The following is a 24,542-nucleotide window of genomic DNA, read 5'->3' on the forward strand; positions in this document are numbered from 1 at the left end:
GCCGATGAAGCAGGGGCGCGACAGCGCCCCGCTTCCAGGGGCGCGGGGAACTGCGCGACCAGCCCCCACCGCCCCGCGGACGACAATCGACAGGCAACCCACCCAGATGATTCCCTGACCGCCATGAGCAACATCGCCGTGACCACCTGGTCCCTGGAACAGACCGCCCTGACCGACCTCCTCCCCGCCCAGGCCCCCGACGGGCACGTCAGGATCGTCCGCGCCGAAACCCCCTCACCGGAGTTCAGCCGCTACCTCTACGCCTCAGTCGGCGGCGACATCCGCTGGACCGACCGCCTGACCTGGACGTACGCCCGCTGGCAGGAGTACCTGGAACGCCCGGGCGTAGAGACCTGGGTCGCCTACGACCACGGCACCCCGGCCGGCTACCTGGAGTTCGAGCCCCAGGACGACGGCGTCGTCGAGATCGCCTACTTCGGCCTGATCCCCGCCTTCCGGGGCCGCCGCATAGGCGGACACCTCCTCTCGTACGGCACCGCCCGTGCCTGGGACCTCGGAGACCGCTGGCCGGGGCTCGCCCCGACAAAGCGGGTCTGGCTGCATACATGCAGCAAGGACGGGGAGCACGCGATGGACAACTATCTGCGCCGCGGCTTCACCCTCTTCGCCACCGAGGTCAAGGAGGAGACGGAGGTCACCGCACCCGGACCCTGGCCAGGTGCGTACTCCGGCTGACCTGGCCAGACACCACCAGAACCCACCCGTTCGACCTGTCGTACCCCCACCATGTGACCGACAACACCTTGTCTCACCGTACGAGACAGGTGTGTCCGCATGACGGACAATGCTGGACTGTGTCCAGATCGCCGTGACACGCTTCCGTCATGTCTGGAACTGGGATTGCCTTGGTGAGTCGGCGGCACGTCGACCTCGGCCGCATGTCCAGCGCCATCTGTCCGGCAAGCTGAAGAGCCCTCAGCACTGCCGATCCGCTCTCCTATGCCTCAAGCCCGCGCAGAGCCGCGCGGGCCTGACCATGCGCCCGTACGCGCAGGTAAGAGCCTCCCACCCGCCACCCGACCGCCGCCCCTCATCGACGCCGCTGCGCGCCGACCCCTTCCGTCGCTGTCCCGGAGGACGTAGAACCATGGCCGCCACCCCGCAGAACCCTGCCGCCGCGCCCCGCCGCAAGGTGAGCCGTCACCGTGGTGAGGGTCAGTGGGCCGCCGGACACTTCACCCCGCTCAACGGGAACGAGCAGTTCAAGAAGGACGACGACGGTCTCAATGTGCGGACACGCATTGAGACGATCTACTCCAAGCGCGGGTTCGACTCCATCGACCCCAACGACCTGCGCGGGCGTATGCGCTGGTGGGGGCTCTACACCCAGCGCAAGCCCGGGATCGACGGCGGCAAGACCGCGATCCTGGAGCCGGAGGAGCTGGACGACAAGTACTTCATGCTGCGCGTCCGGATCGACGGCGGCCGGCTCACCACCGAGCAGCTGCGGGTGATCGGCGAGATCTCGCAGGAGTTCGCGCGCGGCACGGCCGACCTCACGGACCGGCAGAACGTGCAGTACCACTGGATCCGTATCGAGGACGTCCCGGAGATCTGGGAGCGGCTCGAAGCGGTCGGCCTGTCCACCACCGAGGCCTGCGGCGACACGCCCCGCGTCATCCTCGGTTCGCCGGTCGCCGGGATCGCCGAGGACGAGATCATCGACGGCACGCCCGCGATCGACGTGATCCACCGCCGGATCATCGGCAACAAGGACTTCTCGAACCTGCCCCGCAAGTTCAAGTCCGCGATCTCCGGCTCGCCGCTGCTCGACGTGGCGCACGAGATCAACGACATCGCGTTCGTCGGCGTGGAGCACCCCGAGCACGGCCCCGGTTTCGACGTCTGGGTCGGCGGCGGCCTGTCCACCAACCCGAAGATCGGCCAGCGCCTGGGCGCCTGGGTCCCGCTGGACGAGGTCCCGGACATCTACGAGGGCGTCATCTCGATCTTCCGCGACCACGGCTACCGCCGCCTGCGCACCCGCGCCCGGCTGAAGTTCCTGGTCGCCGACTGGGGCGTGGAGAAGTTCCGCCAGATCCTGGAGGACGACTACCTCAAGCGCAAGCTCGTCGACGGCCCGGCCCCGGCCCAGCCCGTAGCCCGCTGGCGCGACCACGTCGGCGTCCACCGCCAGAAGGACGGCCGCTTCTACGTCGGTTTCGCCCCGCGCGTGGGCCGCGTGGACGGCACGATCCTCACGAAGATCGCCGAGCTGGCCGAGGCCCACGGCTCGGGCCGCCTGCGTACGACCGTCGAGCAGAAGATGATCGTGCTCGATGTGGAGGAGACGCAGATCGACTCCCTCGTCGAGGGCCTGGAGGCGCTCGACCTGACCGTCAAGCCGTCCCCGTTCCGGCGCGGCACGATGGCCTGCACCGGTATCGAGTACTGCAAGCTCGCGATCGTCGAGACGAAGGCGCGCGGCGCCTCCCTGATCGACGAACTGGAGCGCCGTATCCCGGAGTTCGACGAGCCGGTCACCATCAACATCAACGGCTGCCCGAACGCCTGCGCCCGTATCCAGGTCGCGGACATCGGTCTCAAGGGGCAGTTGGTCCTGAACGACGAGGGCGAGCAGGTCGAGGGCTTCCAGGTCCACCTGGGCGGCGCCCTCGGTCTGGAGGCCGGCTTCGGCCGCAAGGTCCGTGGTCTGAAGGTGACTTCGGAGGAGCTGCCGGACTACGTCGAGCGCGTGCTGAAGAACTTCCAGGCGGAGCGCGAGGACGGCGAACGCTTCGCCACGTGGGCGACCCGTGCCTCCGAGGAGTCCCTGTCATGAGTGAGCGCGCCGCCCCGTTCTACTGCCCCTACTGCGGCGACGAGGATCTGCGTCCGAACGAGCAGGGCCATGGCGCCTGGGAATGCGGAGCGTGCAATCGAGCCTTCCAGTTGAAGTTCCTCGGGTTGCTGTCCCGTGGACTTCAGCGCAATGACGGTGGAGGGGACGAGATATGACGACCGTTCAGGAAGACCGTGCGACCGACGGCTTGAAGGCGCTCGCCGAGCAGGCGGGACGTGACCTGGAGGACGCCTCCGCGCTGGAGATCCTCAGGTGGGCCACAGCCACCTTTGGTAAAAAATTCTGCGTGACCTCTTCCATGGAGGACGCGGTGGTCGCCCACCTCGCCTCCCGTGCCATGCCCGGCGTCGATGTCGTGTTCCTCGACACCGGCTACCACTTCCCCGAGACCATCGGCACCCGTGACGCGGTCGAGGCCGTGATGGACGTCCGCGTCCTCACCCTCACCCCGGTCCAGACGGTCGCCGAGCAGGACGCCGAGTACGGGCCGAAGCTGCACGACCGCGACCCCGACCTGTGCTGCAAGCTGCGCAAGGTCGAGCCCCTGGAGCGGGGCCTCAAGGGGTACACGGCCTGGGCGACCGGCCTGCGCCGCGACGAGTCCCCGACCCGGGCGAACACCCCGGTCGTCGGCTGGGACGAGAAGCGGCAGAAGGTCAAGGTCTCCCCGATCGCCCGCTGGACGCAGGACGACGTGGACGCGTACGTCGCCGAACACGGCGTACTCACCAACCCGTTGCTGATGGACGGCTTCGCCTCCGTCGGTTGCGCGCCCTGCACCCGCCGGGTGCTGGAGGGCGAGGACGCGCGTGCGGGCCGCTGGGCGGGCCGCGGCAAGACCGAGTGCGGACTGCACGGCTGATGGCCCAGACCCAGACCCAGACCGCGAACCCCGAGGACCAGGAGACACCTGTGACGACCGGAGCCACCGTATGGCTCACGGGTCTGCCGAGCGCCGGCAAGACCACCATCGCGTACGAGCTGGCCGGCCGGCTGCGCGAGGAGGGCCACCTCGTCGAGGTGCTCGACGGCGACGAGATCCGTGAGTTCATCTCGGCGGGCCTCGGCTTCAGCCGCGAGGACCGGCACACGAACGTGCAGCGCATCGGCTTCCTCGCCGAGCTGCTCGCCCGTAACGGCGTCAAGGCGCTGGTCCCGGTGATCGCGCCGTACGCGGACAGTCGCGAGGCGGTGCGCAAGCGGCACCAGGAGAGCGGCGCCGCGTACATCGAGGTGCATGTGGCGACGCCGGTCGAGGTGTGCTCCGTACGCGATGTGAAGGGTCTGTACGCCAAGCAGGCCGCGGGCGAGCTGTCCGGGCTCACGGGGGTCGACGACCCGTACGAGGCGCCCGAGACGCCCGATCTGCGGATCGAGTCGCAGGACCAGACCGTCCAGGAGTCCGCGGCGGCCGTCCACGCGCTGCTCACCGAGAGGGGACTGGCATGACGACGACCGTTGCCAAGCCGGCGGAGGGTACGGGCGCCCCGTACGCCCTCTCCCACCTGGACGCGCTGGAGTCCGAGGCCGTCCACATCTTCCGTGAGGTGGCGGGGGAGTTCGAGCGGCCGGTGATCCTGTTCTCCGGCGGCAAGGACTCCATCGTCATGCTGCATCTGGCGCTGAAGGCCTTCGCCCCCGCGGCGATCCCCTTCTCGCTGCTGCACGTGGACACCGGGCACAACTTCCCCGAGGTCCTTGAGTACCGGGACCGCGCGGTCGAGCGGCACGGGCTGCGGCTGCATGTCGCGTCCGTGCAGGAGTACATCGACCGGGGTGTGCTGAAGGAGCGGCCGGACGGGACTCGCAACCCGCTGCAGACGCTTCCGCTGACCGAGAAGATCCAGGCCGAGAAGTTCGACGCGGTCTTCGGTGGCGGGCGCCGGGACGAGGAGAAGGCGCGGGCCAAGGAGCGCGTCTTCTCGCTCCGCGACGAGTTCTCGCAGTGGGACCCGCGTCGCCAGCGCCCCGAGCTGTGGAACCTCTACAACGGGCGGCACGCGCCCGGCGAGCACGTCCGCGTGTTCCCGCTCAGCAACTGGACCGAGCTGGACGTCTGGCAGTACATCGCCCGCGAGGGCATCGAGCTGCCGGACATCTACTTCGCGCACGAGCGTGAGGTGTTCCAGCGGGCCGGGATGTGGCTGACCGCCGGTGAGTGGGGCGGCCCGAAGGCCGACGAGACCGTCGAGAAGCGGCAGGTCCGCTACCGCACGGTCGGCGACATGTCCTGCACGGGTGCCGTCGACTCCGACGCGGTGACACTGGCCGACGTCATCACCGAGATCGCCGCCTCCCGGCTCACCGAGCGGGGTGCCACCCGCGCCGACGACAAGATGTCCGAGGCCGCGATGGAAGACCGCAAGCGCGAGGGGTACTTCTAGCCATGAGCACGACCACGGAACTCCCGGAACTGTCCGAGACCACGCTCCTGCGGTTCGCCACCGCCGGTTCCGTCGACGACGGCAAGTCCACCCTTGTGGGCCGGCTGCTGCACGACTCCAAGTCGATCCTCACCGACCAGCTGGAAGCCGTGGAGCGCGCCTCGGCGAGCCGCGGCCAGGAGGCCCCGGACCTCGCGCTGCTCACGGACGGCCTGCGCGCCGAGCGCGAGCAGGGCATCACGATCGACGTGGCGTACCGCTACTTCGCCACGCCGAAGCGCCGGTTCATCCTCGCCGACACGCCCGGTCATGTGCAGTACACCCGCAACATGGTGACGGGTGCCTCCACGGCCGAGCTGACGGTGATCCTGATCGACGCCCGCAACGGCGTCGTCGAGCAGACCCGGCGGCACGCGGCCCTCGCGGCGCTGCTGCGGGTCCCGCACGTGGTGCTCGCGGTCAACAAGATGGACCTGGTCGACTACCAGGAGACGGTCTTCGCAGCGATCGCCGAGGAGTTCACGGCGTACGCGCTGGAGCTGGGCGTCCCGGAGATCACCGCGATCCCGATCTCGGCGCTGGCCGGAGACAACGTGGTGGACCCGTCCGCGAACATGGACTGGTACGGCGGGCCGACCTTCCTGGAGCACCTGGAGTCGGTCCCGGTCGCCCACGACCTGAGCCACTGCCACGCGCGCCTCCCCGTGCAGTACGTGATCCGGCCGCAGACCGCCGAGCACCCGGACTACCGGGGGTACGCGGGCCAGATCGCCGCCGGTTCGTTCCGCGTCGGCGAGTCCGTGACGGTCCTGCCGTCCGGGCACGCGTCGAAGATCGCCGGTATCGACCTGCTCGGCGAGCCGGTCGACATCGCCTGGACCACGCAGTCGGTGACCGTCCTCCTGGAGGACGACATCGACATCTCGCGCGGCGACCTGATCGTGCCCAGCAAGGACGCGCCGCCGACCACGCAGGACGTCGAGGCGACGGTCTGCCATGTCGCCGACGCGCCGCTGACGGTCGGCCACCGGGTGCTGCTCAAGCACGGCACCCGTACGGTCAAGGCGATCGTCAAGGACATCCCGTCCCGGCTCACGCTCGACGACCTGTCCCTGCACCCGCATCCGGGACAGCTCGTCGCCAACGACATCGGCCGGGTGAAGATCCGTACCGCGGAGCCGCTGCCCGTCGACTCGTACGCCGACTCGCGGCGCACCGGCTCGTTCATCCTGATCGACCCGAACGACGGCACCACGCTCACCGCCGGCATGGTCGGCGAGTCGTTCGCCTCCCCGGAGCCCGTCAGGGCCGAGGCCGAGGACGACGGGTGGGACTTCTGACATGAACTCCATGGACTACTACTCCACGTTCGCGAAGGAGGGGGGCCGCGTCGGCAGCGGCGCCCTCGGCAGCGGGCAGGGCGGGGTCGCGCGATGTGCGTGCTGACGTACGCGCACCGCTTGCGCGCCCTGTCCCCCCACCGGACGTCCCGACATCGACGAAGACCTGCCGACCTCCCGGCCACGACCTGAGAGACGTGACCGCCGGGCCTCCGAGAGGAACACCTCCCGTGCCTGCAAAACCCGCTCTTCGCCGCACCTTCGCGGTCATGGCCGCGCTCCCCCTTCTCACCCTCGCTGCCTGCGGCTACGGCTCCCAGGCGAAGGACGACGACACCGCCAAGGTCGCCGCCGGCGCCCAGAAGATCGACGGGCTCGACTCCGTCAAGATCGGCTACTTCGGCAACCTGACCCACGGCACCGCGCTGGTCGGTGTGAACAAGGGGTACTTCCAGAAGGCGCTGGGCGCCACCGAGGCGAAGTACCAGGTCTTCAACGCCGGCCCGTCCGAGATCGAGGCCCTCAACTCGGGCTCCATCGACATCGGCTGGATCGGCCCCTCCCCGGCGATCAACGGCTTCACCAAGTCCAAGGGCACCAACCTGCGCATCATCGGCGGGTCGGCGTCCGGCGGTGTGAAGCTCGTGGTCAACCCGGACAAGATCAAGACCCTGAAGGACGTCAAGGGCAAGAAGATCGCCACCCCGCAGCTGGGCAACACCCAGGACGTGGCGTTCCTCAACTGGATCGCCGACCAGGGCTGGAAGGTCGACGCGGAGAGCGGCAAGGGTGACGTGTCGGTCGTCCGCACCGACAACAAGGTCACCCCGGACGCCTACAAGTCCGGCTCCATCGACGGCGCCTGGGTGCCGGAGCCGACCGCGTCCAAGCTGGTCGCCGAGGGCGCGAAGGTGCTGCTCGACGAGGCGGACCTGTGGCCGGACAAGAAGTTCGTGATCACGAACATCATCGTGTCGCAGAAGTTCCTCAAGGAGCACCCGAAGGCCGTCGAGGCGGTCCTGAAGGCCTCCGTCGAGACCAACAAGTGGATCAACGCCAACTCCGACGCGGCGAAGGCCGCGGCCAACGCGCAGCTGGGCATCGACTCGGGCAAGGAGCTGCCGGCCGCCGTCCTGGACCCGGCGTGGAAGTCCATCCAGTTCACCAACGACCCGCTGGCCTCCACCCTCAACACCGAGGCGGAGCACGCGGTGAAGGCCGGTCTGCTGGAGGACCCGCTGCTGACGGGCATCTACGATCTCACGCCCCTGAACACGGTCCTCAAGGCCGCGGGTGAGAGCACGGTCGACGACGCCGGTCTCGGCGTCAAGTAAGCACCGATCCCTCACGTCTCCAGGAGGTGACGACCATGGCCACCGCTATCGCCAAGGCCGGACCGGCCGAGTCGGTCGAGTACGCAGCCCGCATCGAGCACGTCTCGAAGTCCTTCGCCGGGCCCGCCGGGCAGCAGCTCGTCCTCGACGACATCACGCTCGATGTCGCACCGGGTGAGTTCGTCACCCTCCTGGGGGCCTCGGGCTGTGGCAAGTCCACGCTGCTCAACCTCGTCGCGGGTCTCGACGACCCGAGCGCGGGCAGCATCAGGACCGACGGGCGTCCTGCCCTGATGTTCCAGGAGCACGCCCTGTTCCCCTGGCTGACCGCGGGCAAGAACATCGAACTCGCCCTGAAACTGGGGGGAGTCGCGAAGAACGACCGGCGTGGCCGCGCCGAGGAACTGCTCGCGCTCGTCCGGCTGCAGGGCTCGTACGACAAGCGGGTGCACGAGCTGTCCGGCGGTATGCGCCAGCGGGTCGCGCTGGCCCGGGCGCTGGCCCAGGAGAGCCGGCTGCTGCTGATGGACGAGCCGTTCGCGGCGCTCGACGCCATCACGCGTGACGTGCTGCACGACGAGCTGACCCGGATCTGGGCGGAGACGGGTGTCTCCGTCCTGTTCGTCACGCACAACGTGCGGGAGGCGGTGCGGCTCGCCCAGCGGGTCATCCTGCTGTCGTCCCGGCCGGGCCGGATCGCGCGCGAGTGGACGGTGGAGATCCCGCAGCCGCGCCGTATCGAGGACGCCCCCGTGGCCGAACTGTCCATTGAGATCACCGAACAACTGCGTGGGGAGATCCGCCGTCATGGCCAGCAGTGACACGAAGTCGGGCCTGACGGACACACGTCAGGCGAAGGCCGACGGCAACCACCAGATCGCCGGCCTGGAGGCCGGTCTGGACGCCCTGGAGAACGTGGCCACCACGCGCACACCCTTCTCGGTGACCTTCCGCGCCAAGATCCTCCCGCCGCTCGTCGCGACCGCCGTGGTGCTGGTGATCTGGCAGGCGCTGATCACCTTCAACGTCGTGACCGACCCGACCAAGCTGCCCTCGCCCGGCGATGTGGCGACGGAGTTCAAGGACGCCTGGCTGGAGGGCAAGCTTCTCGGCTACATCTGGATCAGCGTCGAGCGCGGCCTGCTCGGCTTCCTGCTGGCACTGGCGATCGGCACCCCGCTGGGCCTGGTGGTGGCCCGGGTGAAGTTCATCCGCGCGGCGATCGGACCGGTCCTGTCGGGCCTCCAGTCGCTGCCCTCGGTGGCGTGGGTGCCGCCCGCCGTCCTGTGGCTGGGCCTGAACAACTCGATGATGTACGCGGTGATCCTGCTCGGCGCGGTCCCGTCCATCGCCAACGGCCTGGTCTCCGGCATCGACCAGGTGCCGCCGCTGTTCCTGCGGGCGGGACGCACGATGGGCGCGACCGGCTGGAAGGGCGCCTGGCACATCGTCCTGCCGGCCTCGCTGCCGGGCTATCTGGCCGGTCTGAAGCAGGGCTGGGCGTTCTCCTGGCGCTCGCTGATGGCCGCGGAGATCATCGCCTCCTCGCCCGACCTGGGCATCGGCCTCGGCGCACTGCTGGAGAACGGCCGCAACGCCAGCTCCATGCCGATGATCTTCGAGGCGATCTTCCTGATCCTGTTCGTCGGTATCGCGGTCGACCTGCTGTTCTTCAGCCCGCTGGAACGGCGGGTGCTCCGCAGCCGCGGCCTCCTGGTGAAGAGCTGAGCCCATGCGCCACGAGCCCGTCCTTCTCGTCATCGCCCACGGCAGCCGCGACCCGCGGCACGCGGCGACCGTGCACGCCCTCGTACGGCGCGTACGGTCGCTGCGGCCGGGGCTGCGGGTGGAGACCGGCTTCCTGGACTTCAACATCCCGTCCGTACAAGGGGTGTTGGAGTCCCTGGCGGCGGAGGGCGTCCGTGACGTGGTCGCCCTCCCCCTCCTCCTGACCCGCGCCTTCCACGCGAAGGCGGACATCCCGGCGGTCCTGCGGGACGCGCCGAGGGGGCTGCGGATCCGCCAGGCGGAGGTCCTTGGCCCGTCCCCGCTCCTCCTCTCGGCGCTCGAACGGCGGCTGTACGAGGCGGGGTTGACGCCCGCCGACAAGTCCTCGACCGGGGTCGTGCTGGCCTCGGCGGGGTCCACCGACCCGGAGGCGATCGCAGTGATCGCAGAAATCGCGCGGGAGTGGCGGCACACCGGTTGGTGCGCCGTGCGGCCTGCGTTCGCCTCCGCATCCCTTCCCCGCACCGAGGACGCCGTACGGGAGCTGCGGGAGCTGGGCTGCGAGCGCGTCGCCGTCGCGCCCTACGTCCTCGCCCCGGGCTTCCTCCCGGATCGCATCGCGCGGGGCGCGGAGCGGGCGGACGTACTCGCCGACGTCCTGGGACCGGCGCCCGAGGTGGCCCGGCTGCTGCTGCGCCGGTACGCGGAGGCTGCGGTGCGGGTGCCGTTGGCGGGGCGGGCCGCGGTGAGCGCGTAGGTGGCCGCGTCGGCCTGAACCGCCTTGCGGGCAGGCGAACCGGACGCGCTTCTCCGCGTCGGCCCGGACCACCCTGGCGCCCCGGGTCTCACCAGCGCACGTGCCAGGGGACCCGGGTCACTCCGGCCGCCAGCAGCCGCTGGAGCACGGGAGTGAACGGCCGCTCTTGTCCGTGGTCCTGCGTCAGTTGGAGTTCCCGCAGCCGGGGCACCTCCAGCAGGGGCGTCCAGTCCTCCACGCGGTCGCAGCCCAGGAGGCCGAGCCGCTCCAGTTCCGGGAAAGCGCCGATCCCGCCGATGTCGGTCAGGTAGCTCTGCCGCAGGTCCATCGTGGTCAGGGCGGTGAGCCGCTCCAGAGGGGCGAGGTCCGGCCAGGAGAGTCCGGTCGCCTCCAGGTGGGTCACCTGGGCGGGCAGATCCGTCACCTGGGGGCAGCCGAACAGTCTCAGCCTCTTCAACTCGGGCTTCGCCTCCAGGGACGTCAGGCTCCGCAGCAGGGGCAGGCTCAGCAGCTCCAGCCGGGAGTTGCGCGATCCGGCGAGCGCGTCGATGTCGGTCAGCAGCGGAAAGCCGTTCAGCACCAGCAGGTCGGCGTCCGGCAGACCGCCCTCCTCCCCCAGTGTCGTGATCAGGGGCAATTCCCACAGCGTCAGCTCGCTCAGGGCGGGCAACTGTCCGATGCCGTGCACCGACTTCAGAGCGTGGCAGCTCCAGACCGTCAGCCTCCGCAGCGAGGGGTAGACACGGATGCCGTGCAAGGTGCGCAGGGACTGGCACTCGATGAACCGCATGTGGTCCATGAGCGGCATGGCGGGCAGCTGCGAGAGGTCGGTGAGCGCGTCCAGATCGAGCCCGTCGAGTTCACGGAGCCCGGGGATGTGCTCCAGGGCGGAGAAGTCGGCCAGGGCCGGGCAGCGCTCCGCGCGGAACCGCTCGATGGGTGAGCCCTGCAGCCCTTCGATGGTGGTGAGACGTTCGCAGTCCTTGACACAGACATAGGTGAGGCCGGTCAGAGCCCCCAGGCCGCGTACGTCGCGCAGGGCGGAGCAGCCGTCCACCGTCAGTTCGGCCAGGCCCGGGTGGGCTCCGAGCCCCGTGAGGGTGGCCAGTCTGCGGCAGTCGGCGATCCGCAGCTCGGTCAGGCCGGTCAGCGTGTGAATGCCCTCCAGGGTGGTCAACGAGGCGCAACCGCTGAGGTCGAGTTCGGTGAGGGCGGGTGACGTCGTGAGGCCCCGAAGGTTGCGCAGCCCGGTCCAGCCGAGGTCCAGCGTGGTCAGCCGGGTCAGTCCCGCGAGCTGCCCGGCCTCACGGAAGGAACGGCAGCCGCGCATGGTGAGGGTGCGCAGGTCCGGAAGGCCCGCGGGCAGTCCGGTGACGTCGCGCACGTTGGTCATGCTGAGGTCGAGTTCACGCAGGCGGCCCAGGGTGAGCAGCGGGCGGATGTCGGTGACCTGACGGCAACGGTGCAGATTGAGCCGGGTCAGCGCGGTCAGGGTGCTCAGCGGGGCCAGGTCGGATATCCCGGCGCAGCCGTTGAGGTCGAGGTCGGTGAGGCCGGTGAGCGCGGCGAGGTCGCCGAGGTCGGTGACCTCCTTGCACCGGTCCACGTGGAGTCTGCGGAGCATCGTCAGGTGGCGCAGGCCGCGCAGCGACTTCATCCGGCGCAGCCGCAGCTCGGTGCGGCCCTCACGGGCGAAAGCGGGTGCGAGGAGGAGTTCGCAGAAGCGGTCCGGATCGGCGGCGCTGGGCAGTTCGCGCAGCAGGAGGTCGCCGGAGTAGGCGGCGATGGGCGCGAAACGGGCCGCGAGGTCGAGGGCGGCCCCGTCGTCGTGAACGGTGAGCAGTTCACGTATCGCCTTGCGCGCCCGTGCGGGGGTGGCGGTGGCGACCAGGCCGCGCAGTTCGCCGACCAGAGCGTGAACGCCGGGCGCGTCGGCGGAGACGGGGTTCTGGGATGTCATGGCGTGGAGCTTAGGGGTGGGGTACGACAACGGGGATCGGGATGCACTGGGTGTGCTGGTGGGTCGGAGCGGGGCTGTTACGGCCTGCTGACGGCAATGACCGTGGAGTTGGGGTGGCCCCTCCCCCGCCCGCCGACGCCCGTTCTCCCGTTCTCCCGTTCTCCCGTTCTCCCGTTCTCCCGTTCTCCCGTTCTCCCGTTCTCCCGTTCTCCCGTTCTCCCGTTAGGGACGACCGGCCGAGGGCTCCTGCACAGACGCGACGGCCTCGTCCGCCAGCCGTACGAGTTCCGCCGACGGCAGCGAACCCGCCGGCCGTCGCTCCCGGGCGAACGTGTCGGCCAGCCGTTGCAGCAGCTCGTTCAGGGGGGTCGGTACGCCGTGCAGCCGGCCCAACAGCGCGATCTCGCCGTTGAGATAGTCGGTCTCGATCGTGCCGGTGCCCCGGCTGAGGGACTGCCAGGTGGAGCCGCCGCCGGGCTCGACGCCGGGCAGCGGGTGCAGGGTGATCCTGTCTCCGCGCCTCGCTTGTGCCTCCTCCGTACTCGGGTACGGGATTCCGGCCGCCGCGAGCACCGACTCGCCCTCGGCGTACACCCGTTGGCGCAGCCCCTCGCTCTCCTCGCTGTCCGCGGCGCCGCTGAGCGCCCTGATGGCGTTGCCGAGGTTGGTGAGCAGCTTGGCGTACAGCCACCGGGTCACGTCCGCGACGACCGGCGCCTCGAACGCCGTCTTCTCCAGGTCGGCGGCGATCCGGCGGAGGGTGCCGTCCGTGCCGTGCGGGTACCGGCCCAGGTGCAGGATGCCGGTGAGCGGGGCACCGGCGGCGGAGACGACCCCGGGTTCCACATAGGTCGCGGGCAGCCAGACGCAGACCCCGTAGACATGCCGGAAGCGGCGCAGCGCGAGACGCGGGCCCTCCACGCCGTTCTGCGCGCAGAGCAGCGGCAACCGCTCGGCCGCCGTACCGCCACCGGCGACGGGCACCGGTCCCCAGGCGGCCAGGGCGCCTTCGCTGTCCTGCGTCTTCACGGCGAGGATCAGTACGTCGTCGGCGCGCAGTTCCCCGAGTCCGGCGGGTCCGTCGACGGTCGGCAGGCGGTACGTGTGCTGCCCGTCCGGGGTCACCAGCCGCAGCCCGTGCGCGCGCAGCGCCTCGTACTGCGCGCCCCGGGCGACGAGGACCACCTCGTGCCCCGCCCCGGCCAGCCGCCCGCCGATGGCACCGCCGACCGCCCCTGCCCCGATGATGATGTAGCGCATACCGATCAGCTTGCCAGCAGTGAAACAGGTCAGTCGCCCTGGGTCAGTTCCACCAGCTTGACCACCGTGTTCCAGTTGCGGGTGGTCGCGATCAGGCCCTTCAGGAACCGGGGTTTGGCGAGCTGCTCGGCGAGCTTGGAGCGGCCGAGGCCGTCGGGGGCGTACAGGTACAGCGCGCGGTCGCCGAGGCGGAACTCCTCGGGGAGGTGGGCGGGTTGGTCGATGTCCGCGAAGCGGGTCTCGTCGACGGGGGTGGAGAAGTAGGTGACATGGAGCTGCTTGGCCTCCAACTCGGCTGCCGGGAAGGGGCAGTTGTCCCTGACCGCCGCGAGGTGGGCGTGGTCGCGCACGATCACGTCGACGGTGAATCCGAAGTGCTTCTCGACGGCCCGCGCGATCTCCCCGGCGAGGGACTCCTCGTCCCCGTGCCCGGCGGCGAACACGGCGTTGCCGCTCTGCAGATACGTCCGTACGCCGGCGTACCCGAGGCCCTCCAGAAGGGTGCGCAGCTCGGCCATGGGGACCTTCTTGTTGCCACCCACGTTGATGCCGCGCAGCAGCGCCGCGTAGGTCGTCGTCGCCTGCTCACCTGTCGTCATTCGCTCACCATAGGGCGGCCCACTGACAGTGCCACCGCGGTCTCCCCTGATGGACCACCCCGAGATCACCTTTTAGATGTAGGGGACCGGTGTCCTCCCCAGTGGGGAGACACCGGCATCCGACGGGAGGACTTTCGCCGGCCGCACCTCACCGGGGAGCACGACGAGACGCTCTTATCCGGCCCATACCTTCGAACTAAAGGTGATGGCAGGCGGCTGTCACCGCATACGAGGGGGCAAGCCCGTCATGGGGAACGGAGAAACGCGGGTGCGGGGTATAGCCGCCCGGGCCGGTGGCTGGAGCGCCAAGCATCGCTGGGCCGCCGTCGGGATCTGGGTGCTGTTCGTCGTCCTGGCGATGGGGCTCGGCTCGGCGGCCGGCAGTGTCGAGGTCAAGGAGAGCGACCAGCTGGGGGGCGAGACCCACACGGCCGCCAAGATCATCGAGGATGCCGGGATCGACGAACCGTCCAGTGAGACCGTTCTCATCCAGGCGAAGGACGTGAGCGTCAAGGCCACGGACCCCGCGTTCCGGGCCGCCGTCGCCGACGTCATGAAGGCGGTCGACGGCACCGGCCGGGTCACGGACGTGCAGTCGCCGTACGACACGGACACCCTCTCCAAGGACGGACGCAGCGCGCTCGTCCAGTTCGACATGCGGGGCGACTCCGAGACGGCGGGCGAGCGGGTCGAGCCGGTGCTGAACGCCGTCGCGGACGTCCAGAAGAACCACGCGGAGCTGCGGATCGAGGAGATCGGCGGCGCCAGTATGAACAAGACGTTCGACGACGCCTTCGGGGACGACTTCAAGAAGGCCGAGTACTCCGCCGTGCCGGTGGCCCTCGGCATCCTGCTGATCGCGTTCGGCGCGGTGGTCGCGGCGCTGCTGCCGGTGGCCCTGGCGATCACCGCGATCGTCGCGACGATGGGTCTGATGGGCCTCGTCAGCCACCTCCAGCCGATGGACGACACGGCCAGCTCCGTGATGCTGCTCGTCGGTCTCGCCGTCGGCGTCGACTACTGCCTGTTCTATCTGCGCCGGGAGCGCGAGGAGCGGGCGGCGGGCCGTACCCCGGAGGTCGCGCTACAGATCGCCGCGGCGACCAGTGGACGCGCGATCATCGTCTCCGGTGTCACGGTGTGCGTGGCGATGGCGGGCATGCTGTTCACCGGGCTCGCCACGTTCGAGGCGATGGGCCTGGCTTCGCTGATGGTCGTGGCGGTCGCCATGGTCGGTTCGGTGACGGTCCTTCCTGCGCTGCTGTCACTGCTCGGCGGGCGGGTCGAGAAGGGCAGGATCCCGTTCCTGCACCCGGACAAGCGGCGCAAGAACGGCAACGGGGAGAAGGCCAGTGGGGAGAGCCGGTTCTGGACCGCCGTCCTCAAGGTCGTACTCGCCAAGCCGGCCATCGCGCTGGTCGTTGCGGCCGGTGCGCTGCTCGCCATCGCCGCGCCCGCGCTCGGCATGAAGACCCAGAACCTCACCCTGGACCAGGAGTTCGGCGACTCGCTGCCGATCGTCGGCACCTACAACCGCGTCAACGACGCGTTCCCCGGCGGCTCCGACCCCGCCGAGGTGATCGTCAAGGCCAAGGACATCAACGCGGCCGACGTGCGGTCCGCGCTCGCCGACTTCCGTGAGCGGGCGGTCAGTTCGGGTGCCTCGCGCGGCCCGGTGGACATCAAGCTGCACGACGCCGAGAACATCGCCTTCGTGTACGTCCCGCTGGTCGGCGGCTCCGACCTGGACAAGGCGGGCGAGAGCCTGGACAAGCTGCGCGACGAGGTACGCCCGGCCACACTCGGCAAGGTCGACGGTGTCCAGGCGCCGATCACCGGACAGGTCGCGGGCTCGAAGGACTTCAACGACCAGCTGGCCGGCGCGGTCGCCCCGGTCTTCGCCTTCGTGGTCGTGTTCGCCTTCCTGCTGATGCTCCTGTCGTTCCGCTCCCTGACGATCGCGATCACGTCGATCGTGCTCAACCTGCTCTCGGTCGGCGCGGCTTACGGCATCCTGGTCGCCGTCTTCCAGCACGGCTGGGGCGCGTCGCTGGTGGGCGCGGAGGGCGTGGGCGCCATCATCACCTGGCTGCCGCTGTTCCTCTTCGTGATCCTTTTCGGCCTGTCGATGGACTACCACGTGTTCGTCGTCTCCCGTATCCGCGAGGCGCGGCTGCGGGGCCTCACGACGAAGGACGCGATCCAGCACGGGGTGGTCACCACAGCGGGCGTCGTCACCAGTGCCGCCGTCATCATGGTCGCCGTGTTCGCCATCTTCGGGACGCTGTCGATGCAGTCCATGAAGCAGATGGGCGTGGGCCTCGCGGCGGCGGTGCTCATCGACGCGACGATCATCCGGGGCGTGCTGCTGCCCGCGGTGATGGCCCTGCTCGGCGAGCGCAACTGGTACTTCCCGAAGTGGTTGAACCGGCTGCCCGACATGACGCACGACGAGTCTCCCGAGGCGGTCACGCCGAGGGTGGAGGGCGGCGAGCGGATCAGCGTCTGAGCCGTGGAGCTCAGCTGATCCACTCTCAGTTCCCCTCCTGCGAGGGTCCGTTGGCCACAGGGGAGCCAACGGGCCCTCGCAGTACGTGTGTTGGCAGTACGTGTGTTGGGGCGTCGTCAGCGCGGGGGCAGCTCGGCTTCGATCAGGTCGGCGGCCCGCCGGGTGCCGCCCTCCTCCGCCATCCCGGCCCGAACCTCCGTGAGCCGCCGCGCGACTTCGGGATCGTCCACGAGCGCGAGGGCAGCCGCGCGCAGCGCCTGGGCGGTCGCCTCCTCCATGGGCAGCTGCCGGGCGACCCCGAGCCCCCGCAGCATGTCGGCGTTGCCGAACTGGTCGACGGCCTGCGGTACGGCGATCATCGGCGTGGCGGTGGCCAGCCCCTCCTGACTCCCGCCGGCCCCGGCATGCGTGACGAACAGGTCGGCCTGCCGCAGAACCGCCAACTGCGGTACCCAGGACCGCACTTCGACATTGGCCGGTACGGGGCCCAGCTCGCCGGCGTCGACATGCCTGCCGACCTGGAGGACGAGGTGCCACCCCGGCAGGTCGGCGAAGGCTCGCACGCACTCCCGGTAGAACTCGGGCTGCTTGGTGAAGGCCGACCCGAGCGACACGAGGACCACTTTCTCGGCGTCGACGGGCCGCTGCCAGTCGCCTTGCGCGGAGCGGTCGCCCTGACAGGCGCCGACGAAGGTGTGGACGCGCTCGTCGACGCGGTCGGCGTTGGGCTGCAGCACCTTGGGGATCAGGACGAGGGAGCGGGCGGGGCGGCCCGCGAAGGGGTCGGGGTGCTGGGTGATGCCGTTCTCCTTCAGCCAGGCATCGAAGCGGGCGTAGTAGGCCCGCCCCCGTTCGGTCTGTCGGGGCTCGGCCCACATCGGTTCGAGGGCCTCCTCCTCGTACCCCTCCCAGGCCACGAGATTCGGCGAGAGGGAGATCGCGGGTACGCCCCAGCGGTGGGCGAGGACGCGGGCCGGGTAGGAGGTGATGTCGTGCAGCACGAGGTCGGGTGTGTCCCCGTCATACGCCTCGATGAGCTGAGGCAACGCCTGGATGGCGTCGGCGAGGAAGGGCTCGACGTTGTCGAGGAGGGTGGTGCCCCACGCCTCCGGATCGTCGTCGGGGCCTGGCAGCGTCGAGGTGTAGGGCACGGGCCGGGCTCCCGTCTCGGCCACCTTGTCGGCGAACTCGGGCGGAATCGCGTACGTGACGCGGTGCCCTCGGGCCACCAGTTCGCGGATGACCTCGATGCTGGGGTTCACGTGGCCGTGGGCGGCGATGGAGAACATGGCGATGTGGGCGGGGGGCGTGTGGGTGGAGGGCATGCGAGAGGTGGTCGTGCGGGAGGTGGTCATGTTCTCGACGGTAGGCGAGACGATACGTCTCGTGCAACTTGATTAACCGATCCCCGACACCGGCCACTCACCGCTGATAGCGAGCCAGCACCAGATTCCCGTCCTCCTCCAGCCGTTTCCGCAGTTCGGCGAGGTCGATCGCCCCGCTGTAGTACTCCTGGAACGCGGGCGTCGCGACCTTGTCCTTCCACTCCGGGTAGCCCCGTACGGACTGGGCGGGGGCCGAGCGGAGGTGGGCGGCGAGGGCGGTGCCCGTGGCCCAGCCGTCCTTCGGTGTCCGCAGGGACGGGGACTTCAGGGCCTCGGTGCCCGTGGGGAGCATCCAGTCGCCCAGGGCGAGGCGGACCATGTTCTCGGGGCGCAGCATGAAGTCGATGAACTCAGCTGCCTCGCCCGGGTGTTGGCTCTCCTCGGCGATGGACAGGGTCTGCGGGCTGACGCCCTGGGTGAGTCCGTCGGCGCCCGCCGGTGCGGGCAGCACCTGCCACTCGAAGCCCTTCGGGGCCTGCTGCGCGATCTGCTGACGGTAGGAGAAGCCGAGCGGGACCATCGCGTACCGGCCGCCGAAGAACCCGGGCAGGGTGTCGGAGCCGCCGCTGCCGAGGGTGGTCGGCGAGGCGCTGCGGTCGGTGTTGGCCTGGTCGTGGATGGTGCGCGGCACGGTCTGGTCCGCCGCCTCGAACCGGATCGTGACCTTGCCCTCGGCGCCCCGGTGGAACAGTTGCCCGCCCGCCGACAGCGACAGGTTGAGGGTGGCGGAGACGGGCTCCTTGAGCGGCCAGGCGACACCGTACTTCCCGTCACTGTCGCCGTCGCCGTCGCTGAGCTGTCGGGTGATCTGTCTGAACTCCGGCCAACTCCACGGCTGTTCGGGGGTCGGGATCCGTACGCCCGCCTCCTTCAGCCACTTGGCGTTGGCGATCAGCACGCGCGGCTCCTGGAGGAACGGCACGCCGAAGACGCCGTCCCCGAAGGTCGTCGTCTGCCAACTGCGCTGCGGGATGTCGGACTTGAGCCGCTCGGGCAGCAGCTCGCGCAGATCGGCGAGGTAGCCGCCGTACGCGAAGTCCGCGAGGTCGTCCGAGGCGTCATGGATGATGTCGGGGGCCTCACCGCCCTCGAAGGAGGTGAGCAGCTGGTCGTGGACGCTGTCCCAACTCCCTTGTACGTACTCGACCTTGACGTCCGGATGGGTCGCGTTCCACTCCTTCACCAGCGCCTTGTTGGCGGCGACGGACTCGTCCTGCCAGGCGAGGGACTGGAAGCGGAGGGTGATCCTGCCGTCCGTGGCCGTACCACCACCGCTGGTGCAACCGGCGAGCAGCAGACCGAGAACGACGAGGAGCCATCGCGCGCGCATCAGGCCTTCACCGCCCCGGCCGTCATCCCGCCCGTGATCCGGCGCTGGATGACCGCGAAGACGACCAGCGAGGGCAGCGTCGCCAGGAACGCGGCGGCGGCCAGCGGGCCGAGGTCCGCCACGCCCTCCGCGCCGATGAAGTGCGTGAGAACGACCGGCAGGGTCTGTTTCTCCGGGGTCTTCAGGAGTACGAGCGCGAAGAAGAACTCGTTCCAGGCCGTGATGAACGCGAACAGTGCCGTGGCCACGATCCCCGGCGCGAGCAACGGTGCCGTGACGGAGACGAGCGTGCGCAGACGTCCGGCGCCGTCGACAGCCGCCGCCTCCTCCAACTCGGCTGGCACGGCCCGTACGTACCCCACGAGCATCCACAGCGCGAACGGCAGCGACCACACCACGTACACCATCACCAGCCCGAAGACGGAGTCGATCAGCCGCAGGTTCTTCAGCACCAGGAACAGCGGGATGATCACCAGCACGAACGGGAACGCCTGACTGACCACCACCCACCCGGTCGCCGCCCGCCCGAGCAGGGTGCGGTGCCTGGCCATGACGTAGGCCATCGGGGTCGCGATCAGTACGGCGATCAGCGCGGCCGAGGCCGCCGCGAGCAGGGAGTTCAACGCGGCGTGCAGCAGCGGCTGTTCGTCGAAGGCCTGGCGGAAGTTGTCGAGGGTGGGGTTCCTCGGGATCCAGGTGGGGTGCAGACTGCCCAGTTCGCGCGGGGACTTGAAGGCGGTGGACAGGAGCCAGAGGAACGGGAGGGCCAGGAAGGCGAGATACACGAGGAGGGCCGCGTACTGGCCGACGCGGGCGCTGGTGCTCGTTCTCACCTCTCCTCACCTCCCCGCAGTCGGCCGACGAGGAACACGGCGAGCAGGACGGAGATCAGCGCGACCATCACACAGCCCATCGCCGCCGCGTAGCCGAACTGGCCGTAGCGGAAGGCCTCTTCGTAGGCGAAGAGCATGGGCAGTCGGGTGCGCCCGCCGGGGCCGCCGTTCGTCAGGACGTACACCAGGGCGAAGGAGTTGAAGTTCCAGATGAGGTTGAGGGCGGTGATGGCGAGCGCGATCGGGCGGAGCGCGGGCCAGGTGACCGTCCGGAAGCGGCGCCAGGCGCCGGCGCCGTCCATCGCCGCCGCCTCGTGCAGTTCGCGCGGAGTGTTCTGCAGCCCGGCGAGCAGGGCGACCGTCGTCTGGGGCATCCCCGCCCAGACGCCGACGACGATGACGGCGGGCAGCGCGGTCGTCAGGCCGCTGAGCCAGTCTCGGCCGTCGCCCAGGCCCAGGTCGCGCAGCGTCTCGTTGAGGACACCGGCGTCCGGGCTGTAGACGATCCGCCACATGATGCCGACGACGACCTCGGGCATCGCCCACGGGATGATCGCGAGGGCGCGGGCCAGCCAGCGCAGCCGTAACTCCTGGTTGAGGAGGAGGGCGAGGCCGAGGGCGAGCAGGAACTGCGGCACGGTCACCCCGACCGCCCACACCAGCCCGATCCGGAACGACTCCCAGAAGAGTGTGTCGTGCAGCAGGTCCCGGAAGTTGAGCGTGCCGATCCACTGGGTGGACGCGGTCCGGCCGGACTGGGCGTCGGTGAACGCCAGCAGGATCCCGTACAGCAGCGGTCCCACGCTCAGGACGAGGATCGGGATCAGGGCGGGCAGGACGAGGAACCAGGTCCCGTGGCCGGCGATCCGGCCGCCGCCGCCCGGTCCTGCGCGGGTCCCGCCCTTGGCCGGCCGCCTCACCCCGGTCACCAGTGTCACGTGATCGGCTCCTTTGGTCGCCCGAGGTGGCCCCGGAGTGGGCTCCGTCATGGTCGTGAAGCCGATGTACACAGTCAAGACACCGCGCACACGCCCCCACCAGTGCGAATGCGACACTGACCGGCGGATGGCGTGAACCTGACGCCGTTCACATACGTACACAACCGTGGACGGGACACTGCGCGGGAGGCGGACGATGGACGAGGCACGGGCCCGGGACGTACTGGCCACGGCGGGCGTACTGCCCGCCACGGCACCGGACGTACGGCTTCTCGCGCTGGGCGAGAACGCGGTGTTCGCCGCCGGTGACCTGGTCGTCAAGGTGGGCCGCGACGCCGAACTCCTCGACCGGGCGCAGCGGGAACTGGACATCGCGCTCTGGCTCGCCGAGGCGGACGTCCCGGCGGTACGCGCGGCCGACCCGAAGGCCCTCCTCGTCGAGGGCCACCCGGTGACGGTGTGGCACCGTCTGCCCGATCCCGTACGCCCCGCCGAACCGGCGGATTTGGCCGAACTCCTACGGATCGTGCACGCCTTGCCGCTCCCCACCTCCTTCACCCTCCCGCCCCGCCACCTCCTGGGCGGCGTCGAACGCTGGCTGCGGCTCGCGGGCGACGCGATCGATCCGGCCGACGCGGCGTATCTGCGTGAGCGGCGCGACGGTTTCGCGACGGCCGCCGCCGCGCTCGTCCCGCGGCTTCCGCGCGGGCCGATCCACGGGGACGCGCTGCCTCGCAATGTGCACATCGGGCCCGCCGGGCCGGTCCTGGTCGACCTGGAGACCTTCTCCGCGGACCTGCGTGAACACGACCTGGTGGTCATGGCCCTCTCCCATGACCGGTACGGCCTGCCGACCGAGTCGTACGACGCGTTCACGGAGGCGTACGGGTGGGATGTGCGGGAGTGGGAGGGGTGTGGGGTGTTGCGGGGGGCGCGGGAGACGGCGAGTTGTGCGTGGGTGGCGCAGCATGCGCCTGTTAATCCTCAGGCGTTGGGGGAGTTTGTGCGGCGGGTGGGGTCGTTGAGGGAAGGGGATTCGACTGTGCGGTGGTATCCGTTTTGAGCGCCTAGGGGGGGTGGGGGGTTGTTGTTGTCGGGCGGGTGCGGGTTTGTTGTGGCTGGTCGCGCAGTTCCCCGCGCCCCTAAAAGGGGCGCTACTCCTCGGCCCTGATTGTCTGTGCTGCTCTGCGCAGTTCTGTCAGTACCGTTCGCACCGCTCTCCGGGCCGTTCGTTCTGGGCGGTGGAGGGCGTCGATTCTGCGTCTGGCCTGGACGCCGCTGAGGGGCTTCAGGATCAGGGCGGGGTGGGGGCGGGAGGTCCAGCGGGGCATCAGGGCCAGGCCTCCGCCGGCGGCCACTGCCTCCGCCGCTACCGTGAACTCGTTGATGCGGTGGGCGAGATGGAGGCGGCGGCCCGCCGCGGTGGCGATGGCCTCGATCGTCGCCATGATCGGGAAGCCGTCGTGTACGGCGATCCAGGGCTGGTCGGCCACATCGCTCGGGGTCAGTCGTCGTTTGGCGGCGAGCGGGTGGTCGGCGGGCATGGCCACGTCGAGGGGTTCGCGCAGCAGCGGGGTCGCCGCGACCGTGCGTGGCCAGGGCGGGGCGTGGTCGAGGCGGTGGGCGAGGACGAGGTCGTACTCCCTGGTCAGCGGCGGGAAGTCGTCCTGCGTGACGTCCTTGTCGGCCAGCGCCAGCACAGGCCCGTCCGGTCCGGCGAGGGCGCGCAGCAGCAGGGGGAAGAACATGGCGCCCGCACTGTGGAACGCCGCCACGGACACCTCCCCGTCCGGCCGGTCCAGGAACTCCTCGACGGTGTGCCGGGCCCGTGCCAGCGCCGACTCCACCTCGGTCGCCGCGCCCGCCAGCGCCTGCCCGGCGTCGGTCAGTACCAGCCGGCGTCCCTGTCGCTCGGTGAGCGGGACGGGGATGGCTCGCTGGAGCAGTCGCAGTTGCTGCGAGATCGCCGAGGGCGTGACGAGGAGCGCGTCGGCTACTGCGGTGACGCTGCCCAGCTCACCGAGTTCGCGCAGGATCCGTAGCTGTCGTTCGTCCACGGGACCAGTGTAGGTGGACTGTGTAGGGAAACTAAAAGATCGTTGAAGAAGGTGGCCCTGGGCTTCAGGGTCACCGACAGTGCACCGTAGTCGCGTGTCCGACTCCCGCCGTACCGATGCGGTACTCCTCCTTGTCGCGCTCGTCTGGGGCTCCAGTTATCTGTCCGCCCAGACGGCCACCTCCGCCCTGCCCGTCCTCGTGGTCCTGTTCGCCCGGTACGCCCTCTCCGCGCTCGCCTGTCTCGGCCTGGTCGCCGCGGGGCGGGGGAAGGAGGTGGGGGAACGGGGCCGGGGGTTTCGTCTGTGGACCCGGGAGGAGGTGCGGGCCGGGCTGCCGCTGGGGCTCACGCAGGCCGCCGTCCTGGTCGTGGAGACGTACGGCGTCGCCCACACCACCGCCGCCAACGCGGGCCTGATCATCAGCCTGACCATTGTGCTCACCCCTCTCCTCGACCGCGCCGGACACCCCGGCGGGCTGCCCCCGGCCTTCTACGCCGCCGCCGGCGTCTGTGTCCTGGCCGTCGGCCTGCTCATGTCCGGCAACGGCTTCCACGCGCCGCGTCTCGGGGACCTGCTGATGCTGGGCGCGGCGCTGGTGCGGGCGGTCCATGTCGCTCTGGTCGGCCGCCTCACGACAGGCCGCCCTATCCGCCCTCTCCACCTGACGACACTCCAGACCGTGATCGGCACGGCGCTGTTCCTGCCGGTCGCCGCACCCGACCTGCCGACGCTCGCCCGTGCCGACGCCGGGACCTGGACACAGCTGCTCTATCTAGCCCTGTTCTGCAGTGTGTTCGCGTTCCTGGCGCAGACGTGGGCCGTGCAGCGGACGTCGGCGAGCCGGGCCAGCCTGTTGCTGGGCACGGAGCCGATCTGGGCGGCGGCTATCGGGATCGCGCTGGGCGGCGAGCACTTGACGGCGTTCACGGCGTTGGGGGCGACGCTGATGGTGACGGGCACATACTGGGGCCAGTCGGTGGAACGCGCCCACCGCGCCCGCCCGGCACCCCGGAGAGTCTCGCCCCCGCCGCCCCTACCCGTCCCATCCTCAGGGGCTGCCGCCCCCGAACCTCCGCCACGGCCCTGAACGGGCCTTGTCCTCAAACGCCGGACGGGCTGGAGATGCCTGAGGTCGGCGTTCCAGGACAAGGCCGTCCAGGCACACCCATCACAGAGAAGGACGTCATCGAGGGCGTACGGATCGCGGGGGCCCTCCAGCAGGTTGCCTTCCCAGACGGTGTGTGCAGAGCGCGTGGTAGCCACGATTCGTCCTTTCGCGTGTGGTCCCGATACCGGGGTTCCGT

General features: G+C 70.0%; 22 protein-coding genes and 1 pseudogene. 15 read left to right on the plus strand and 8 right to left on the minus strand.

Annotated elements, in window-relative coordinates; translation table 11 throughout:
• Window positions 1-123 precede the first annotated feature (123 nt).
• The 12 genes from ACWDR4_RS09715 (at window position 124) to ACWDR4_RS09770 (ending at window position 10,367) form a co-directional block, all read left to right on the plus strand.
• On the plus strand, window positions 124-696 hold the full coding sequence (locus ACWDR4_RS09715) for a GNAT family N-acetyltransferase (protein WP_450406159.1): 573 nt from the start codon (window positions 124-126) through the stop codon (window positions 694-696).
• 149 nt (window positions 697-845) lie between these two features.
• Window positions 846-929 (plus strand): putative leader peptide, encoded by an 84-nt coding sequence (locus ACWDR4_RS09720; protein WP_309486338.1) that lies wholly within the window; start codon window positions 846-848, stop codon window positions 927-929.
• 179 nt (window positions 930-1,108) lie between these two features.
• The gene (locus tag ACWDR4_RS09725; protein WP_450406161.1) at window positions 1,109-2,803 is read left to right on the plus strand and encodes a nitrite/sulfite reductase; all 1,695 of its coding nucleotides are present in this window, start codon (window positions 1,109-1,111) and stop codon (window positions 2,801-2,803) included.
• On the plus strand, window positions 2,800-2,979 hold the full coding sequence (locus ACWDR4_RS09730) for a hypothetical protein (RefSeq protein WP_450406163.1): 180 nt from the start codon (window positions 2,800-2,802) through the stop codon (window positions 2,977-2,979). The genes ACWDR4_RS09725 and ACWDR4_RS09730 overlap by 4 nt, the downstream gene beginning before the upstream one ends.
• Window positions 2,976-3,686: a phosphoadenylyl-sulfate reductase gene (locus ACWDR4_RS09735; RefSeq protein WP_450406165.1), complete on the plus strand. Its 711-nt coding sequence runs from the start codon at window positions 2,976-2,978 to the stop codon at window positions 3,684-3,686. The genes ACWDR4_RS09730 and ACWDR4_RS09735 overlap by 4 nt, the downstream gene beginning before the upstream one ends.
• Entirely contained in the window at window positions 3,686-4,273 is a 588-nt protein-coding gene (gene cysC, locus ACWDR4_RS09740) for an adenylyl-sulfate kinase (protein WP_450406167.1), read from the plus strand. The genes ACWDR4_RS09735 and cysC overlap by 1 nt, the downstream gene beginning before the upstream one ends.
• A complete protein-coding gene (gene cysD / locus ACWDR4_RS09745; RefSeq protein ID WP_450406169.1) occupies window positions 4,270-5,208 on the plus strand; it encodes a sulfate adenylyltransferase subunit CysD in 939 nt (312 codons plus the stop codon). The genes cysC and cysD overlap by 4 nt, the downstream gene beginning before the upstream one ends.
• A gap of 2 nt (window positions 5,209-5,210) precedes the next feature.
• Window positions 5,211-6,548 (plus strand): sulfate adenylyltransferase subunit 1, encoded by a 1,338-nt coding sequence (locus ACWDR4_RS09750; RefSeq protein WP_450406172.1) that lies wholly within the window; start codon window positions 5,211-5,213, stop codon window positions 6,546-6,548.
• A 230-nt stretch (window positions 6,549-6,778) separates the two neighbouring features.
• Window positions 6,779-7,882 carry an ABC transporter substrate-binding protein gene (locus tag ACWDR4_RS09755; protein WP_450406175.1) on the plus strand — a complete coding sequence of 368 codons (1,104 nt, stop codon included), beginning with the start codon at window positions 6,779-6,781 and terminating at the stop codon, window positions 7,880-7,882.
• A 35-nt stretch (window positions 7,883-7,917) separates the two neighbouring features.
• On the plus strand, window positions 7,918-8,703 hold the full coding sequence (locus ACWDR4_RS09760; protein ID WP_450406177.1) for an ABC transporter ATP-binding protein: 786 nt from the start codon (window positions 7,918-7,920) through the stop codon (window positions 8,701-8,703).
• Window positions 8,690-9,610, plus strand: coding sequence for an ABC transporter permease (locus ACWDR4_RS09765; protein WP_450406179.1), 921 nt, complete (start codon window positions 8,690-8,692; stop codon window positions 9,608-9,610). Before ACWDR4_RS09760 ends, ACWDR4_RS09765 begins: the two co-directional genes overlap by 14 nt.
• Window positions 9,611-9,614: 4 nt before the next feature.
• Complete coding sequence (locus tag ACWDR4_RS09770; RefSeq protein ID WP_450406181.1) at window positions 9,615-10,367, plus strand: sirohydrochlorin chelatase; 753 nt, start codon at window positions 9,615-9,617, stop codon at window positions 10,365-10,367.
• A gap of 88 nt (window positions 10,368-10,455) precedes the next feature.
• On the opposite strand, the gene ACWDR4_RS09775 is transcribed toward ACWDR4_RS09770, so the two are convergent.
• The 3 genes from ACWDR4_RS09775 to ACWDR4_RS09785 form a co-directional block, all read right to left on the minus strand.
• Entirely contained in the window at window positions 10,456-12,327 is a 1,872-nt protein-coding gene (locus ACWDR4_RS09775; protein ID WP_450406183.1) for a leucine-rich repeat domain-containing protein, read from the minus strand.
• 222 nt (window positions 12,328-12,549) lie between these two features.
• Complete coding sequence (locus tag ACWDR4_RS09780) at window positions 12,550-13,587, minus strand: ketopantoate reductase family protein (RefSeq protein WP_450406186.1); 1,038 nt, start codon at window positions 13,585-13,587, stop codon at window positions 12,550-12,552.
• Window positions 13,588-13,616: 29 nt separating this feature from the next.
• A complete protein-coding gene (locus ACWDR4_RS09785) occupies window positions 13,617-14,186 on the minus strand; it encodes a DUF1697 domain-containing protein (protein ID WP_450406188.1) in 570 nt (189 codons plus the stop codon).
• A gap of 247 nt (window positions 14,187-14,433) precedes the next feature.
• Here ACWDR4_RS09785 and ACWDR4_RS09790 point away from each other — a divergent pair, with 247 nt between their 5' ends.
• Complete coding sequence (locus ACWDR4_RS09790; protein ID WP_450406190.1) at window positions 14,434-16,695, plus strand: MMPL family transporter; 2,262 nt, start codon at window positions 14,434-14,436, stop codon at window positions 16,693-16,695.
• Between the two features lie 116 nt (window positions 16,696-16,811).
• Here ACWDR4_RS09790 and mgt read toward each other — a convergent pair.
• The 4 genes and pseudogenes from mgt to ACWDR4_RS09810 all read right to left on the minus strand — a co-directional run bounded on the left by mgt (window position 16,812) and on the right by ACWDR4_RS09810 (window position 21,181).
• Window positions 16,812-18,093: pseudogene (gene mgt, locus ACWDR4_RS09795) on the minus strand (macrolide-inactivating glycosyltransferase).
• A gap of 24 nt (window positions 18,094-18,117) precedes the next feature.
• On the minus strand, window positions 18,118-19,410 hold the full coding sequence (locus ACWDR4_RS09800) for an ABC transporter substrate-binding protein (RefSeq protein WP_450406193.1): 1,293 nt from the start codon (window positions 19,408-19,410) through the stop codon (window positions 18,118-18,120).
• Window positions 19,410-20,243: a carbohydrate ABC transporter permease gene (locus ACWDR4_RS09805; protein WP_450406195.1), complete on the minus strand. Its 834-nt coding sequence runs from the start codon at window positions 20,241-20,243 to the stop codon at window positions 19,410-19,412. The genes ACWDR4_RS09800 and ACWDR4_RS09805 overlap by 1 nt, the downstream gene beginning before the upstream one ends.
• Entirely contained in the window at window positions 20,240-21,181 is a 942-nt protein-coding gene (locus ACWDR4_RS09810; RefSeq protein ID WP_450406197.1) for a carbohydrate ABC transporter permease, read from the minus strand. Before ACWDR4_RS09810 ends, ACWDR4_RS09805 begins: the two co-directional genes overlap by 4 nt.
• A 196-nt stretch (window positions 21,182-21,377) precedes the next feature.
• Here ACWDR4_RS09810 and ACWDR4_RS09815 point away from each other — a divergent pair, with 196 nt between their 5' ends.
• A complete protein-coding gene (locus ACWDR4_RS09815; protein WP_450406199.1) occupies window positions 21,378-22,244 on the plus strand; it encodes a phosphotransferase enzyme family protein in 867 nt (288 codons plus the stop codon).
• Between the two features lie 91 nt (window positions 22,245-22,335).
• Here the strand turns inward: ACWDR4_RS09815 and ACWDR4_RS09820 are convergent, their stop codons facing one another.
• Window positions 22,336-23,238 carry a LysR family transcriptional regulator gene (locus ACWDR4_RS09820; protein WP_450406201.1) on the minus strand — a complete coding sequence of 301 codons (903 nt, stop codon included), beginning with the start codon at window positions 23,236-23,238 and terminating at the stop codon, window positions 22,336-22,338.
• Between the two features lie 94 nt (window positions 23,239-23,332).
• On the opposite strand from ACWDR4_RS09820, the gene ACWDR4_RS09825 reads away from it, so the two are divergent.
• On the plus strand, window positions 23,333-24,325 hold the full coding sequence (locus tag ACWDR4_RS09825; protein WP_450406203.1) for a DMT family transporter: 993 nt from the start codon (window positions 23,333-23,335) through the stop codon (window positions 24,323-24,325).
• Window positions 24,326-24,542: the final 217 nt, after the last annotated feature.

It is taken from the genome of Streptomyces sp. NPDC000878 (assembly GCF_053599695.1).

Coding starts and splice junctions, on each gene's coding strand:
- ACWDR4_RS09715 (WP_450406159.1), top strand. CDS start 124: ATGAGCAACATCGCCGTGACCACCTGGTCCCTGGAACAGACCGCCCTG.
- ACWDR4_RS09720 (WP_309486338.1), top strand. CDS start 846: ATGTCTGGAACTGGGATTGCCTTGGTGAGTCGGCGGCACGTCGACCTC.
- ACWDR4_RS09725 (WP_450406161.1), top strand. CDS start 1,109: ATGGCCGCCACCCCGCAGAACCCTGCCGCCGCGCCCCGCCGCAAGGTG.
- ACWDR4_RS09730 (WP_450406163.1), top strand. CDS start 2,800: ATGAGTGAGCGCGCCGCCCCGTTCTACTGCCCCTACTGCGGCGACGAG.
- ACWDR4_RS09735 (WP_450406165.1), top strand. CDS start 2,976: ATGACGACCGTTCAGGAAGACCGTGCGACCGACGGCTTGAAGGCGCTC.
- cysC (WP_450406167.1), top strand. CDS start 3,686: ATGGCCCAGACCCAGACCCAGACCGCGAACCCCGAGGACCAGGAGACA.
- cysD (WP_450406169.1), top strand. CDS start 4,270: ATGACGACGACCGTTGCCAAGCCGGCGGAGGGTACGGGCGCCCCGTAC.
- ACWDR4_RS09750 (WP_450406172.1), top strand. CDS start 5,211: ATGAGCACGACCACGGAACTCCCGGAACTGTCCGAGACCACGCTCCTG.
- ACWDR4_RS09760 (WP_450406177.1), top strand. CDS start 7,918: ATGGCCACCGCTATCGCCAAGGCCGGACCGGCCGAGTCGGTCGAGTAC.
- ACWDR4_RS09765 (WP_450406179.1), top strand. CDS start 8,690: ATGGCCAGCAGTGACACGAAGTCGGGCCTGACGGACACACGTCAGGCG.
- ACWDR4_RS09770 (WP_450406181.1), top strand. CDS start 9,615: ATGCGCCACGAGCCCGTCCTTCTCGTCATCGCCCACGGCAGCCGCGAC.
- ACWDR4_RS09775 (WP_450406183.1), bottom strand. CDS start 12,327: ATGACATCCCAGAACCCCGTCTCCGCCGACGCGCCCGGCGTTCACGCT.
- ACWDR4_RS09780 (WP_450406186.1), bottom strand. CDS start 13,587: ATGCGCTACATCATCATCGGGGCAGGGGCGGTCGGCGGTGCCATCGGC.
- ACWDR4_RS09785 (WP_450406188.1), bottom strand. CDS start 14,186: ATGACGACAGGTGAGCAGGCGACGACGACCTACGCGGCGCTGCTGCGC.
- ACWDR4_RS09790 (WP_450406190.1), top strand. CDS start 14,434: ATGGGGAACGGAGAAACGCGGGTGCGGGGTATAGCCGCCCGGGCCGGT.
- ACWDR4_RS09800 (WP_450406193.1), bottom strand. CDS start 19,410: ATGCGCGCGCGATGGCTCCTCGTCGTTCTCGGTCTGCTGCTCGCCGGT.
- ACWDR4_RS09815 (WP_450406199.1), top strand. CDS start 21,378: ATGGACGAGGCACGGGCCCGGGACGTACTGGCCACGGCGGGCGTACTG.